At 71.1% G+C, this 14518-nt stretch carries 11 protein-coding genes; 6 read left to right on the top strand and 5 right to left on the bottom strand.

Annotated features, from left to right (window positions below):
• Positions 1-21: 21 nt before the first annotated feature.
• A complete protein-coding gene (locus ACFVH0_RS37075; RefSeq protein WP_385827611.1) occupies positions 22-1674 on the bottom strand; it encodes an amidohydrolase in 1653 nt (550 codons plus the stop codon).
• Positions 1675-1758: 84 nt separating this feature from the next.
• Positions 1759-3174, bottom strand: a complete 1416-nt coding sequence (locus tag ACFVH0_RS37080; protein WP_385827613.1) for a purine-cytosine permease family protein — start codon at positions 3172-3174, stop codon at positions 1759-1761.
• A gap of 183 nt (positions 3175-3357) precedes the next feature.
• Here ACFVH0_RS37080 and ACFVH0_RS37085 point away from each other — a divergent pair, with 183 nt between their 5' ends.
• From ACFVH0_RS37085 to ACFVH0_RS37110, 6 genes are all read left to right on the top strand, one after another.
• Entirely contained in the window at positions 3358-3963 is a 606-nt protein-coding gene (locus ACFVH0_RS37085) for a TetR/AcrR family transcriptional regulator (protein WP_385827615.1), read from the top strand.
• 102 nt (positions 3964-4065) lie between these two features.
• Positions 4066-5526 (top strand): NAD(P)/FAD-dependent oxidoreductase, encoded by a 1461-nt coding sequence (locus tag ACFVH0_RS37090; protein WP_385827617.1) that lies wholly within the window; start codon positions 4066-4068, stop codon positions 5524-5526.
• Between the two features lie 219 nt (positions 5527-5745).
• Positions 5746-6207 (top strand): hypothetical protein, encoded by a 462-nt coding sequence (locus tag ACFVH0_RS37095; RefSeq protein WP_385827619.1) that lies wholly within the window; start codon positions 5746-5748, stop codon positions 6205-6207.
• A 48-nt stretch (positions 6208-6255) separates the two neighbouring features.
• Positions 6256-7506, top strand: a complete 1251-nt coding sequence (locus tag ACFVH0_RS37100) for an MFS transporter (RefSeq protein WP_385827621.1) — start codon at positions 6256-6258, stop codon at positions 7504-7506.
• 85 nt (positions 7507-7591) lie between these two features.
• Positions 7592-9448: a serine/threonine-protein kinase gene (locus ACFVH0_RS37105; protein WP_385827623.1), complete on the top strand. Its 1857-nt coding sequence runs from the start codon at positions 7592-7594 to the stop codon at positions 9446-9448.
• Positions 9449-9573: 125 nt separating this feature from the next.
• On the top strand, positions 9574-10428 hold the full coding sequence (locus ACFVH0_RS37110) for an NmrA family NAD(P)-binding protein (RefSeq protein ID WP_385827625.1): 855 nt from the start codon (positions 9574-9576) through the stop codon (positions 10426-10428).
• 24 nt (positions 10429-10452) lie between these two features.
• On the opposite strand, the gene ACFVH0_RS37115 is transcribed toward ACFVH0_RS37110, so the two are convergent.
• The 3 genes from ACFVH0_RS37115 to ACFVH0_RS37125 form a co-directional block, all read right to left on the bottom strand.
• Positions 10453-11670: a cytochrome P450 gene (locus tag ACFVH0_RS37115; protein WP_385827627.1), complete on the bottom strand. Its 1218-nt coding sequence runs from the start codon at positions 11668-11670 to the stop codon at positions 10453-10455.
• 71 nt (positions 11671-11741) lie between these two features.
• The gene (locus tag ACFVH0_RS37120) at positions 11742-12797 is read right to left on the bottom strand and encodes an MDR family NADP-dependent oxidoreductase (protein ID WP_385827629.1); all 1056 of its coding nucleotides are present in this window, start codon (positions 12795-12797) and stop codon (positions 11742-11744) included.
• A complete protein-coding gene (locus ACFVH0_RS37125; RefSeq protein WP_385827631.1) occupies positions 12794-14518 on the bottom strand; it encodes a phytoene desaturase family protein in 1725 nt (574 codons plus the stop codon). Before ACFVH0_RS37125 ends, ACFVH0_RS37120 begins: the two co-directional genes overlap by 4 nt.

Consider the following 14518-nt stretch of genomic DNA (forward strand, 5'->3'; position numbering starts at 1 on the left):
GCCGGGAGCCGTCGGGTTCACTCACGCGGTGTGCTCGACCACACCACCGACCACGACGGTCTCCGCCACGGTGCCGGGGATGTCCTCGGGGGCGGCGCGCAGGATGTCGCGGGAGAGGACCACGAAGTCGGCGGCCTTGCCGACGGTCAGCGAACCCCGTTCGTTCTCAAGAAAGTTGGCGTAGGCAGATCCCATCGTGTAGCCGTGGACCGCGGTCTCCACGCTGATCGTCTCCTGCGGCATCCAGGGCTCGCCACCGCCCAGCGGGCGACGGGTGACCGCGGTGTGGATGCCGACCATCGGGTCCATCTCGGCCACGTTCCAGTCGCTGGAGAGCGCGAGCACGGCCCCGGCGTTGTGCAGGCTGCGCATCGGCCACGCCTTGTGCCACCGTTCGGCCCCGACATTCTCCGCCCAGTCCTTGCCGGGGCCGGCCACCTCCGGGGCACAGTGGCGGGGCTGCATGCACGCGACCACGCCGAGGGCGGCGAACCGCGGGGTGTCGTCGGGATCCAGGCACTCGACGTGGACGACCTGGTGGCGGGCGTCCCGCTCCCCGTTGACCGTGCGGGCCCGCTCGACGGCGTCCAGTACGGTACGGATGCCCCGGTCGCCGGTCGCGTGGACGAAGCACTGGAAGCCTCGGGCGTCCAGCTTCGTCAGCAACTCGGCGAACTCCGCGGGCGGGTAGAAGGTGTTGCCCCGGTGCCTGCCGCAGCCCGCATAGGGCTCCAGCAGGGCCGCGGTCCGCGGCTCCACCACGTCGTCGATGTATAGCTTGAGCGGCCCGACCCGGATGCGGTCGTCGTCGTAGTGGTGGGCGGCGGTGGCGAAGTCGTCGAGGTCGGCGTCCGTGGTGCCGCGCGGGTGGAAGAGGGCGGCGACGATCCGGGACCTGAGCCGGCCCTCGGAGCGGGCGCGGTCGAAGAGTGGGAGGTCGTCGAGGGAGTTCTGGGGTTCGACCACCGTGGTGATGCCGAAGCGGATGGCGTCGTCCAGCGACTTGGCGAGCCGCCCGTACTGCCGGTCCGCCGAGGCCCACGGCAGGCCCAGCTGCTTCAGGGCGCGGTGTCCGTCGCGGGAGAGGCCCTTGACCGCGAAGTCCTTGATGAATCCGGTGGGTTCGCCCGTGGCCGGGTCGGTGACAGCCTCGCCGAACGGCAGGTGGGTGTGGTCGCGGTCGATGCCGAGAGCGCGCAGGCCCTCGGTGTTGACCCAGGCGGTGTGCACGTCGTAGCTGAGCACGAAGGCCGGTACGTCGCCGGTGGCCGGGTCGAGGTCGGCGGTGGTGGGCATCCGGCCGTCCGGGATGGCCGAGTAGTCGAAGGCTTCCGCCTCGATCCACTCGGCGTCGGGGTTGGCGGCGTGCCAGGCGCGGATGCGGGCATGGACCTCGTCGAGAGTTGTGGCACCGGAGAGCTGGACGCAGGCGTCGTCCGAGCCGAGCCGGACGTGGTTGTGGGCATCGACGAAGCCGGGCAGTACCAACTTGCCCTCGGCGTCGATCACTCGGGTTTCGGTTCCCGTCCACCCGTTCGCTTCCTCGTCGGAGCCGAGCCAGGCGATGCGGCCGTCGACCACCGCCATGGCCTGCGCCTCGGGCAACGCCGGGTCGACGGTGTGGATGCGGGCGTTGCGCAGGACGAGGTGGGCGGGGCGGGCGGGGCTGGCCATGTGCGGTGACTCCTTGTGGTGCGGTCGGTGCGGTGTTGCGTTCGCTGGGCAGGTGGTTCGGTGCTGTGACTCGGCAGGGCCGGGTCAGGAGAGGGCGGTGTGCGGTGCGACGGTCCGCCGGGCGAGCGCCCAGTAGACGAGCCCCGAGACGACGGACCCGAGCAGGGTCAGGTCGGCGCCGCCCAGCGGTGCGACCAACGGGCCGGTCCACAGCTCGGAATCGCAGGTGAGCGCGGCGAAGACCATGCCGACGAGCAGTGCGGTCATGCCGGCGGGGTGGTAGCCGGACCGGTACCAGTAGGCGCCGTCCGGGCCGGCGTGCAGTGCCGGTGCGTCGTAGCGGCAGCGGCGCATGATCATGTCCGTGAGGAACACGCCGCCCCAGGGTGCGAACACGATGATCAGCAGGGAGAGGAAGGACAGCAGTGAGCTGGTGAAGTCGGTGAGGAAGAGTGCGCACAGGGAGCCGGCCGCGGTGACCGCCGCGCTGATGATGATGGCCTTGGAGCGGCTCCACGGGACGCCGAGCACCTGGAGGTTCAGGCTCGACGAGTAGAGCGTGACGATCGAGTTGGTGACGGAGCCGCCGAGCACCAGGGCGAGGAAGAGCGGCTGGAACCAGCCCGGCAGCAGCTTCTCCGTGCCTGCCACGGCGTCGGTCATGTCCGTCTGCGTGGCGGCGGCCACCCCGGCCACGCCCAGCGCGACCGACGAGACGAAGCCCCCGAGGGCCCCGTACCAGGTGAGCGACCGCAGGGAGGTCGTCCTCGGCAGGTAGCGCGTGTAGTCGGCGGGCATCGGGACGTACGAGAACGGCCCGGCCAGCATCACGACGAAGGCCAGGCTCCACCCGGACGCCCCGGGCCGGGCCGCCACCCCGCCGGTGTCGGCGCCCGGCAGCAGGAACACCAGGAGCACGGCGAAACCGACGGCCAGGACGTACGCGATCCAGCGCTCGGCGAACTGGACGGTGGCGTGGCCCCAGAGGGCGACGACGAAGGTCAGTGCGAGGGTGATCAGCAGGGCGAGGGCCCGCCCGGTGTGGCCGGACACCCATCCCAGATCGGCGAAGAACGCTTCGAGGGCGAGCGTGCCCACGACCGTGTTGAGAATCGTGTAGCCGATGCTGACCACCCAGTTGAGCATGCCCGCGGGCCAGTTGCCGCGTACGCCGAAGGGGGCGCGGGAGATCACGAGGGTGGCGGTGCCGGTACGCACGCCGCTCAGTCCGGCGGCGCTGATGGCGAAGAACGCCAGTCCGCCGATGACGACGACCCCGGTCGCCTGCCAGAAGGACAGCCCGAAGGCGACGGCCAGGGCGCCGTTGATGACGTAGGTGAAGGTGAGGTTGGAGCCGAACCAGAGCCAGAACAGATCCTTGGCGCTGCCGTGGCGGTCCTCGTCGGGGACCGGTTCGATGCCGTTGGTCTCGACCTGGAAGACCTGGTCGGTGGCCATCGTCCCGCCGGGCGCCCTCACGGTCGACTCCTGCTGCGTCATGCGGCCTGCCCCTCATCCGTGCATGCTCCGGAGCACCGGACCGAGCACTTTGAATGCCGTTCTAAAAGTTAGAACGGCATTCAAGATGTGTCTCCGGGGGCACGTCAAGACCTCCGTCGAAATCGATGGCCCGTCGGGTGTCCCGTAAGGTCGTCACGGGGTTCACGGAAGAGGAGGGGCGGCGTGGCAGCGACGGCGCGACGGCGGGACGGGCATCTGGCCCGGGAACGCATGCTGGAGGAGGCGATGGCGGCCATCGCCGAGGACGGCCTCGCCGCACTCACCATGTCGGCACTCGCCAAACGCCTCGGCACCAGCGGCGGCCACATCCTCTACTACTTCGGCAGCAAGGACCGGCTGCTCCTGGAGGTGCTGGGCTGGAGCGAGAGCGCGCTCACCGAGGAGCGCCGGGTGCTGCTGGCCGGCCGGGCCGGCGCCGTACGCAAGCTGAGCCAGTTCGTCGAGCTGTACCTCCCCCGTGGGCCGCGCGATCCGCGCTGGACCCTGTGGATCGAGCTGTGGGCGCGCACGGCGTCGAACGAGCCGCTTCGGCAGGCCCAGGCGGAGATCGATCGCGGCTGGCAGGAGGACCTCGAATCACTCCTCGCCGAGGGAGTGCGGCAGGGCCGCTTCGCCGAGGACCTCGATGCGGCGGTCCGCGCTTCCGAACTCCTCGCCCTGCTGGACGGGTTGAGCACGCGGGTGGTCCTCGGCCAGCGCGGAGCGGACCGCGCGAGCGCACTGCGCATGGCCCGGTCGGCGACGGAGCGGCTGGTGGAGCGCGGCTGATTCCGCCCACGCCCCTTGCCGCGCCACCTGGTCACCCGCGGCGACCGGCCCCGCGGAGACTGGGATACGGTTGGTTCGCAACACGGCGTGGAGGGAACCACATTGACGCGGGTTGCGATTGTCGGCGGCGGGATCGGCGGCCTGGCCGCGGCGTTGTTCCTGGCGCGCCGGGGTCACCCGGTGACCCTGTTCGAGCGGGACGGCCGCCGGCCGGGACCGGATCTCGACCGGGACTTCTTCGACTGGCACCGCCCCGGTGTGCCGCAGGCGGTCCAGCCGCACGGCCTCCTCGCCCCGGTCCGCACCGTACTGCGCGCCGAGGTTCCGGACGTGTACGGCGCGATGCTGCGCATGGGGGCCCGGGAACGCAACGAACTCGACTGGTTCGACGAGCGCGGCCCCGCCCGCCCCGGGGACGAGGATCTGGTGACGATCCAGACCCGGCGCATCGTACTGGAGGCCGTTCTGCATGACGCGGTGCACCGCGAGCCGGGTGTCGAGGTGCGGCTCGGGGAGCCGGTCGACGGGCTCCTCGTCGACCGGCGCGGCGACATTCCGCTGGTCAGGGGCGTACGGTCCGGGGCACGGACGCACGATGCGGATCTGGTGCTCGACGCCGGAGGCCGCCGGTCCCCGGTGCCCCGGTGGCTCGCCGCGGAGGGCTGCCGGGAGGCCGTCGTGGAGAACCACCGCGTAGGAATCGCGTATTTCTGCCGCTGGTACCGGCTGCGCCCCGACGGGCCGCGCGATCCCGGACGTGTCAAGGCGGGCTCGTCCTCGGCCTTCGCCGTCGGCGGGGTGTTCCCGTCCGACAACGGCATCTTCGCGGCGTCCCTGACGGTGTCCACCACCGACCCCACCCGAGCGGCGCTGCGCGACCCCGCGGTGTTCGAGAGGGTCGGGCGAACGTTTCCCGCCATCGCCGCCTGGCTGGGGCTGGAGCCCGAGGCGGTCTCCGGAGTGCTTGCCATGGGGGGCCTGCACAATCGCTGGACCGCGCTGACCGACGCCGACGGGCCCGTGGTCACCGGCCTCGTCGGTGTAGGGGACTCGGTCGCGTACACCAACCCCACAATGGGGCAGGGAGTGGCCATGGCCCTGGAGGCGGCGCAGTGGGTGGCCCACCACGCCGGGGCCGCCTCGGAGCCGGCGGCGTTCACCGGTGAATACCACCGCTGGCTGGCGCGGACCCTGCGCGTACGGTTCGACGCCCAGGTCGCAGCCGACCGGGCCGACGCGGCTCAACTCGCCGACCCCGCACGGGTGTCGGCGGAATCCCCCAGCGCCCCGGCCCGCGAGCGGGCCGCCCTCGCCGCCTGCGCGTTCGACGACCCGCTGGTCATGCGCGCACGCGCGAAGGTCCGCCACCTCCTTCTCACCGCCGATCAGGCGTACGGCACCGAGGAAGTACGCGCCCGGCTTGCGCACTGGCTGGACCAACACCCGGACTTCACACCCCGGTTCGAGGGCCCCAGCCGTGCGGAATGGGAGGCCGCCGCGGAGCACGCGGAGCCCGCGCCCCGCACACTGCGCACGGCCCCGCCCGTACCGCCCGGTCGGTGACGAGCTTCAGGGGCGTAGCTGCCGGCTTCAGAAGCACACTGGCGCCAGAAGCACACGATGCACCTTTCATGCCAGTTTTGCACTGTTATAGCCCGTGCGGGTGGTGTATCACTGGGTGTGGCCATATTGTCGTTTCAGGACGACGGCTGGAAGAAGGGCGCCACGACGACGACCGCGCCGGTCGGCGTGGGCCCGACATGAGGCAGCCGAGGAGCCGACATGCACACACGCAAATTCAGGACAGCGATCATGCTGTGCGCCGCCACGGCACTCGCGGCGGCGATTCCCGTACCGGCATCCGCTTCCGCGTCAGCACCCGCAGCCACGGAGTCCCGCTCACCGGCCCGTGTGGTGGCCGTCGACTGTTTCTCGAACCCACAGGTACGCCCGGGCGACTTCCTGCTCGCCTGCGGTGACGGCAACAACCGCCTCATCGACATCCACTGGTCCCACTGGGGACCGACATCCGCCGCGGGCAGGGCACTTGACGCGGTGAACGACTGCGAGCCCTACTGCGCGGCCGGCAAGTTCCACACCTACCCCGTCATCATCCGGCTGGACCGCCCGGAGACCTGGAAGACCGATCCCCACCTGCGGCAGTTCACCCGGATGCAGCTCGTCTACACCGACGGCAGGCCGGCATACACCGAGCGGGTCATGACACACGAGCTCTGGGACTGACCCCTCCGGGCCCGGCCGCGCCCGGGCATCGGTCGCGAGGTGATGTGTGTGAGTGCTCGCGAATGCACAGGCAGCGCCGGCGGCGGATGGCGGCCCGGCTACGTGGCTGCCGCCCTGGTATTCGCCATCGGGATGGCCGGGACCACCCTGCCCACCCCGCTGTACGGGCTCTACCAGGAGCAGCTCGGATTCTCCGAGCTGATGGTGACGGTCGTCTTCGCCGTCTACGCCGTCGCGGTCATCACGGTGCTGCTGGTGGCGGGGAACTACTCCGACGAGACCGGCCGAAGACCCGTGCTGCTGTGCGCCCTGGGCCTGTCGGCGGCGAGTGCGGGGTGTTTCCTGCTGGAAGGCGGTCTGCCGCTGCTCTTCGCGGGGCGACTGCTGTCCGGCTGCGCGGCCGGTCTGCTGAGCGGCGCGGCGACGGCGGCCGTGATCGAACTGGCGGCACCCGGGCACAAGGCGCGTGCGGGATTCGCCGCCACCGCGGCGAACATGGGCGGTCTGGGCTGCGGCCCGCTGCTCTCCGGGTTCCTCGCGCAGTACACGCCCTGGCCGCTGACGCTGCCGTTCTGGGTCCATCTGGGTCTGGTGGCCCTGGCCTGCGGGATCACCTGGTTCCTGCCGGAGACCGTCGCCGAACCGAAGCGCCGGCCGCGTCTGAGGCCGCAGGGCCTTTCCGTGCCCCCCGAGGTGAAGGGCGTCTTCCTGCCCGCCTCGCTGGCGGCCTTCGCCGGTTTCGCGCTTCTCGGCCTGTTCACCGCGGTCGCGCCGAGCTTCGCCTCGCACACGCTGGGCGTGCGCAATCTGGCGGTCTCGGGTGCCGTGGTCTTCTCCGTGTTCCTCGCTTCGACCGCCGGACAGTCCCTGTCCCAGCGGATCGGCGCACGCCTCGCGCTCCCGGTCGGCTGCGGCATCCTCGTCGTCGGACTGCTGCTGGTGGCCTCGTCACTGGTCGCCGAATCCCTGCTGCTGCTCGTCCTCGGCGCCCTGTGCGGCGGCACCGGCCAGGGGCTGGCCTTCCGTGCCGCGCTCACCCTGATCAGCGGCGCGGCCCCGGCACAGCATCGCGGCGGCACCATCTCGGCTTTCTTCGTCGTCGCCTACGGCGGGATCTCCCTGCCGGTGGTCGGCGTGGGCGCCCTGGCGACCTGGCTCGGGCTGCGCCAGGCGGGGCTGATCTTTGCGGGCTGCGTGATGCTGCTGGCGGCGGGCGCGGGCACCTACGCGGCCCGCAGACTGCCCCGTGAACCGGATCTGCAACCGGGCCCGTCCCCCACGACGTCCTCCCGGTCCTGAGCACCTGGCCGGAACGGGCACCGATGGCCCGGACTTGTATAGGGTGCCGTTTCGATATCGACGTTCTGCGTGGGAGACGTTAGTGATGAGTGGTCAGCAGCCGGACCCGGGAAGCGCCTCACAGGTCTTCCAGCCACTTGGGGGAGACGACCCGACCACCATCGCCGGATATCGGCTCGCCGCCAAGCTCGGCGCGGGCGGTATGGGCAAGGTGTACCTGTCGTACACACCCGGGGGGCGGCCGGTGGCCATCAAGGTGATCCGGCCCGAGTTCGGCGAGGACGCCGAATTCCGCCGCCGCTTCGCGCAGGAGGTCAAGTCGGCGCAGCGCGTGCAGGGCCTGTTCACCGCGCCGGTGATCGACGCCGCCACCGACGCCGCCCATCCGTGGCTGGCCACCGCGTACGTGCCGGGCCCCTCGCTCGCCGACGCGGTCGTCGCGCACGGGGCGCTGCCGGTGGAGACGGTGGTGCTGCTGATCGCGGGCATGGCCGAGGCCCTGCACGTCATCCACGGCGCGGGCATCGTCCACCGTGACCTCAAGCCGTCCAACGTGCTGCTCGCCGCCGACGGCCCCCGCGTCATCGACTTCGGGATCGCCCACGCGGCCGACGCGACCTCGCTCACCGGCAGCGGCGTCACCATCGGCACCCCCTCGTTCATGGCACCGGAGCAGGCGGCCGGGCGCAGGGTGACCCCGGCCACCGACGTCTTCGCGCTCGGCCAGGTGGCGGCGTACGCGGCGACCGGCTCGCCCGCGTTCGGCGAGGGAACCTCGCACGGCGTGCTCTACCGGATCGTCCATGAGGAGCCCGACCTCACCGGCGTGCCGGAGCGGCTGATGGAGCTGGTCAGCCGGTGCCTCGCCAAGGACCCGGCGGCCAGGCCGTCGATCGCCGAGGTGATCGCGCTCTGCCAGTCCGCGAACGCGGAGACGGTGCTGCGCCGCCCCGAGGACTGGCTGCCCGCCCCGGTCTCGGCCGACATCACGGTGCGCACGGCGGCCCCGGCCCCGGTCCAGACGCCGCCGCCCCCGGCCGCCGCCCCGCCCGCTGCCTACGCCCCCACCGCGCCCGCTGGGTACTCCCCCACCGCTCCGGTGGCCCCGGCCACCCCGCCGCAGGGCTTCGGTCCGCCCGTGGCGCAGCAGCCCACCCAGACGGCGCAGCCCTCGCCCGTACCGCCCCAGCCACAGCCCCCGTACCAGGTGCCCCATCCGTCCCAGGGACACGGGCCGGCCCAGGCGCATGCCCACGCGTACGCCCCGACCCAGATGCCGTCGCAGGCGCAGACCTACCCCGGCGGCCCCGGGCCCCAGGCGCCCCAGCGCCCCGAGGGTTCCGGCAAGCGACGGGCGGTCACCGCCATCGCCGCCGCGCTGGTCCTCGGTGTCGTGGCCGGTGGCACGCTGTACTTCCTGCTCAAGAACAACGACCAGGGGAATCAGGCGGACGGCTCTTCGGGCAGCAAGCGGACGAGCGAAGCGACCGGGAAGCAGAACGGGGGCCGGCAGGCCGACTCCGAGCCGAGCACCAAGCCCCAGGCGAAGCCCGTCGAATACAAGGGCATCAACCTGACGGCCGGCTACCACCTGACACTCGGGGACGACAACGTCCGGCCCCAGCAGGGTGAGGACGGTGGGTACGAACTCTCCTACGACACCGGCGGATACCTCGACGCCGAGACCACAGGCGGCAGCCTGGTGCTGCTCGACCCGGGACAGGAGGGATCCCTGGAGGCATGCCGCGCGGACACCCGGTTCACCGAGACCATCTACCTCAACACGGTCTCCAAGGGCAGGCAGATCTGTGTCACGACGGGTACGGGCCACATGGGCCTCGTGACCATCCAGGGTCTTTCGGGCGAGGAGTCGCCCAGCAAATACCTGACGCTGGACCTCACCGTCTGGCGCAACGCCGCCGGCTCCGGCTCCAGCGGCTGAGCCTTCCGCCATCCGGCACATCACCTCCGACGCCGCCGGCTCCCTTCCGGTGGCAGGGCAGGCCATCCCCGGGTCAGCATGGACCCATATCGCTCGATCAGGGAGACCACGTGCACGGAGACCTCATGCCGACAGCGGTGCTCGGCGCGACCGGCGGGCAGGGTGGCGCGGTGGTCGCCGCCCTGCTGGAGGCGGGCCGTGCCGTACGGGCCGTGGTGCGTGATCCCGGCAGCGGGCGGGCCCGGGCGCTGGCGGCGGCCGGAGCGGAGGTCGTGCCGGGCGATCTGTTCGACGCGGCCTCGCTCGCGGAGGCCTTCCGGGGCGCGGCGGCCGCTTTCGCCGTCACGACCCCGTTCCAGGACGGCTTGGACGCCGAGGTCGCCCAGGGCGCGGCCATCGTACGGGCGGCGGCCGATGTCGCACTCCCCCACCTGGTGCTGGCCTCGGTCGCCAGTGCGGACCGGGACACCGGTGTCCCGCACTTCGAGACCAAGGCCAGGACCGAGGAGTTGCTCGCCCGCTCGGGACTGCCGGCGACGGTGGTGGCACCGACGTACTTCTACGACAATGCCCTGGGCTCCCGGGAGGAGGTGGCCGCCGGTCTCCTCACCATGCCGATGCCTGGCGACATTCCCCTCCAACAGGTGGCACGGCAGGACCTGGGGCGGGTCGTCGCCGCGGTGGTCGCGGATCCGGACCGCTGGACCGGACAGCGGATCGAGGTGGCGGGCGACGATCCCACACCGGTCCGGATGGCCGAGGAGATCGGGCGGGCCGCAGGTGGCACGGTCGCGTTCCGCCAGTCCTCGCTGGAGGACCTACGCACCGCGAACCCCGACATGTTTGCCATGTACAGCTTCTTTGTGAGCGGTGGCTACCAGGTGGACCTGGCGGCGCTGCGGACGCACTTCCCCACCGTCCCCTGGACCTCCTACGCCGCATGGGCGCAGGCCCAGGACTGGCCGGAGCCCCGCGGCTGACCTCCCGTACCGCGGGCGTCGCCGCTACCAGGTGACGGTGATCCGCCGCGGGCTGCGGGAGGTGGTGCCCAGGTGCCATTCCACCTCTTCGGCGGGCTGGACCATGCGCAGGCCGGGAAAGCGTGCGGCGAGCCGGTGCAGGGCCAGCTGGAGTTCCAGTCTCGCCACCCAGGCGCCCAGGCAGTAGTGCGCGCCCGCCCCGAACGCCAGGGTGGGCGCCGCCAGGGGGGCGAAGAGGTCGTCGAGCGGCCGGGGCGGAAACACCTCGGGGTCGCGGTTGGCCGCGCCGCAGTCGGCGAGAACCACCGAGCCCGCCGGGATCGTCACGCCGCCGACCTCCGTGTCGGTGGACGCATAACGTGCGGTACCCCGGTCGTCTCCGAGCGGAATCAGGTGCAGCAGGCGATCCGCCAGTACGCCGGCGGCCTCTTCGTCCGCCCCGAGCCTGGGCCAGACCTCCGGGCGCTCTCCGAGCAGATAGAGCAGCGAATTGCTGAGCATCGTCATCGTGCTGTCATGGCCACCCACGACCAACCCGCAGACGAAGTCGACGAGTTGCCCCTCGGGGATGCCGCCCTCCTCGTCCGCCGTCCGGACCAGCACGCTGGGCAGATCGTCGCCCGGCGCCCTGCGCCGCCCGGCCAGCAGCTCGGCTCCGAATGCGGCGAACTCCGCCAGCGCGGACGCCATTTCCTCCTCGGGGTGGGAGCCGTCGGAGAAGGCGTACTGGCTCCAGTGACGCAGCCGCTCCTGGGCTTCGTTGTCCAGGCCCATCAGTCTGCTGATCACGGCGACCGGGAGCGGGAGGGTGAACCCGGCCACCAGGTCTGCCGGGCGTGCGCAGTCCGCGAGTTCGTCCAGGCACTGTTCGACGATCTTGGCGATCCAGGGCCGCCAGCGGGCGACGGCCCGGGGCGTGAACGCGCGCCGCATGGTGCGACGCAGCCGCAGATGGTCCTCGCCGTCCTGGTTGAAGATCAGGTCGAGGCTGCTCACCAGGCCGGATTCGCCCGACAGGGACGGGGAGTCCGGCGCGTGGAGCCCGGCGCGTCCGAACCGGCTGTCGGTCAGGACCATGCGCACATCATCGTAACGGCTCACCAGCCAGGCCCTGTTCCCGTCCGGTAAATCGACGGGCCTGGGCGGGCCGGGTGGCTCGAAGTCCAGCCGGTGCAGCGGGGGCAGGGGCGGCCCGGGGCGGACGTGGGCTTCGGCGGGGCAGGACACGGGGCCTCCAGGCATCGGCGGGTTCGGCGGGTTCGGCGAACTACTGGACTCGGGCAAGCAGTTACGGTTGTTGTGCGGAGCCGGGGTCAGAGTTCGACCAGTACCTTGCCCCGGTTGGCGCCGGGGGTCCGGTAGAGACTCCGGTAGGCGTCCGGGATGTTCTCGAAGCCCTGGTGGAGAGTGTGTCTGCAGCGCACCTCGCCCCGTCGGACCAGGCCACCGAGCTCGTCGTGGAGCGCGCGCCAGTTCTGTTCGGTGAACCATTCCAGCGAGAAGATGCCCCGGATGTGGGCGCGCGGGAACATGATGTAGGGCAGCAGTCGCGGCCCCGTGACTTCGCGGCCCACCTGGGTGGCCCACTGCCAGCACACGGCCACCTGGCTTTCGACGTTGAGCATGGAGAACACCGCGTCGGTGACGGTGCCGCCCAGGTTGTCGAAGTACTTGTCGACGCCGTCCGGCGCGGCCCACAGCAGCGCGTCCCGCACGGCCTCGCTGTTGTCGCCGTGGCGGTAGACGACGATCGCGTCGAATCCCAGCTCGTCGAGGTAGTCCGCCTTCTCCGGCGTCGATGTGGTGCCCACCACGCGGGCGCCCGCGAGCTTGGCCAATTGGCCGACCAGTGAGCCGACGGAGCCGGAGGCGCCGCTGACCACGACGGTGTCCCCCGGGCGGATCGACATGAACTTGGTCAGGGTGCCCCAGGCGGTCATGCCGGGGCCGCCCATGACGCCCAGTGCGGTGTGGAGCGGCAGCGCGTCGTCGTACCAGTCGGGGTCAAGGCGGCGGAAAGCCGGGAAGACCATCGGGAACATGCCCGTCTGCCACGGGGTGGCCGCGCCGTTGCTGACGAGGTGGGTGCGCCAGCCGCCGAAACCCTGCACCAGGTCACCGGGGCGGTGGGCGGCGAGCGGCCCCGCCTCCAGCACTTCCATGATCGAGTCGCCGCCCATGTGCGCACCGAGCGGGGTGTCCAGCGCGATGCCCTGGAGGTAGGGGTCCACCGATACGTAGCGCGTCTTCAGCAACATCTCGTCCGGCGCGAGTTCGGTGTCGATCTCCTCCTCGACCTGTCCGTAGATCCGCTCGACATCGGGGACGCCCTCGATGTGCTCGCGCACCACCCATTTCCTGGCCCTCATCGCGCTACCTCACTTTCGACAGGAGCCGCTCGGCCCTCCGGAACGGACCGCGATGCCGGCCGGGGCCCCACTTCGATGACCCGATGGGTCGGTGACGGGCCGCTCTCGTCGATGGACGCGGTGAACGGGCGGCCGTCGTCGCGGCAGATGAACTGCATGACGTGCCGGCCGGCCGCCGCCGCCCGGATCAGGCCGCCGGTGGTCGCCCATACGCCGGACTGGTAGAAGTTCCGCAGCCCCGGCAGGCCGGGGCCGTGCCGTTTGATGAGCTTCTCCAGCGTCTCCCCGCTCTCCACGAACGGCTGCCAGCCGAGCACCGTCCCGTCGTAGTTGCCCGTGTAGCGGACCTGGGTGAGCGGGCTGGACACATCGCGGACGGCGATCGCGTCGGCGATGCCGGGGTGCTTCCGCTCCAGGAACGCGACGAGCGTCTCGCGGGCCCGGCGCTTGGCCGCGTAGTACCCGCGGCCGTGGCGCACCGGAAGCGTGTGCAGTTCCTGGCCGCCCCGGCTGCGGGTGGCCTGTTCCGGGCCTTCGTCCAGGGCGCGCCAGGGGGCGATGTCGCAGAAGTAGGTGACGTACGCGACACTCGTCCCGGGCGGGGAGAGTTCGGGGTAGTGCCGGCTGCGGAACTGGACGTTGATGCTGGGATGCCGGATGCCGGTCAGTCCGGCCGCTTCCGTCTCGTCCAGCAGATAGGTGGTGCAGGGGTCGGCGTCGGGGAAGTCGCGGCGCAGGCCCAGGAAGAGCGTGAAGTAGCCGGGGAACACCATGCCGGGTTCCCGGATGGTGCGGGTGTAGAGGCGCCGGTACGCCTCGTTGAGGTAGCGGCCCTTCAGCAGGTCCATCATGGTGGTGCGTCCGTCGCAGGCCGAGACGATGATGTCGGCGCGCAGTTCGCGTCCGTCGCTGAGCCGCACCCCGACCGCGCGGTCGTCCTCGACGAGCACTTCCTCGACCTTGGCGTTGTACGTCACTTCGCCGCCGAGCTTGCGGTAGCGCCGCTCGATCGACTCGGCCAGCCCGAGCGAACCCCCTTCCGGGACGCCCGCGGAGAGGTTGGCGTGCGAGGCGAGCTGGAAGTGGAACGGCAGTACGGGGAACGCCGGATGCTTCTCGTAGAGGATGAAGTTGAACGCCTCGCGCAGCAGCGGGTCCTTGAACCTCGCCGAGTAGTCGGTCATCAGTACGTTGATGGATTTGCGTACGACGTTGAAGTACGGGATGAAGGAGGCCAGCATGCGCCAGCGTTCCATCACCGGCATCAGTCCGACCGGTCTGAGAAAGGGATAGACGGTCAGGGCTTTGCGGAAGCCGCGCAGTTGCTTGCAGAAGTCCCCGATCAGAGCCGCGTCGGCGGGCGAGAGCTCGGTGAGATGGGCCTGGAGCCGGTCGGGGTCGGAGTAGAAGTACACGGCCCGGCCGCACCGGCCGCGTACGACGTTGAACACGTCGAAGTGCCGGATCTCCTTGCCCTGCAACGCACCGAGCTCCAGCCAGATCTGGTGCATCTCGTTGCCGGGGCCGCTGCCCAGGAGCCAGCTGACGCAGGGATCCAGTCTGAAGTCGCCGCGGTCCCAGGCCGTACAGCAGCCGCCGGGCAGTTCATGCATCTCCAGGACATGGGTACGGTAGCCGTTCATCCGGGCGTAGCACCCGGTGGACAGACCGCCCAGCCCTGCGCCGATGATGATCATCGACTCTCGTTCGGAACGCGGCAT

Origin of the sequence: Streptomyces sp. NPDC127117 (assembly GCF_042677325.1) — a bacterium.
GTDB lineage: Bacteria > Actinomycetota > Actinomycetes > Streptomycetales > Streptomycetaceae > Streptomyces.

What these genes read in the sequence shown, in the direction of transcription:
- ACFVH0_RS37075 (WP_385827611.1), bottom strand. Translation starts at nt 1,674, where the DNA reads ATGGCCAGCCCCGCCCGCCCCGCCCACCTCGTCCTGCGCAACGCCCGC.
- ACFVH0_RS37080 (WP_385827613.1), bottom strand. Translation starts at nt 3,174, where the DNA reads ATGACGCAGCAGGAGTCGACCGTGAGGGCGCCCGGCGGGACGATGGCC.
- ACFVH0_RS37095 (WP_385827619.1), top strand. Translation starts at nt 5,746, where the DNA reads ATGCACACACGCAAATTCAGGACAGCGATCATGCTGTGCGCCGCCACG.
- ACFVH0_RS37105 (WP_385827623.1), top strand. Translation starts at nt 7,592, where the DNA reads ATGAGTGGTCAGCAGCCGGACCCGGGAAGCGCCTCACAGGTCTTCCAG.
- ACFVH0_RS37110 (WP_385827625.1), top strand. Translation starts at nt 9,574, where the DNA reads ATGCCGACAGCGGTGCTCGGCGCGACCGGCGGGCAGGGTGGCGCGGTG.
- ACFVH0_RS37115 (WP_385827627.1), bottom strand. Translation starts at nt 11,670, where the DNA reads ATGCCTGGAGGCCCCGTGTCCTGCCCCGCCGAAGCCCACGTCCGCCCC.
- ACFVH0_RS37120 (WP_385827629.1), bottom strand. Translation starts at nt 12,797, where the DNA reads ATGAGGGCCAGGAAATGGGTGGTGCGCGAGCACATCGAGGGCGTCCCC.
- ACFVH0_RS37125 (WP_385827631.1), bottom strand. Translation starts at nt 14,518, where the DNA reads ATGCCGCGTTCCGAACGAGAGTCGATGATCATCATCGGCGCAGGGCTG.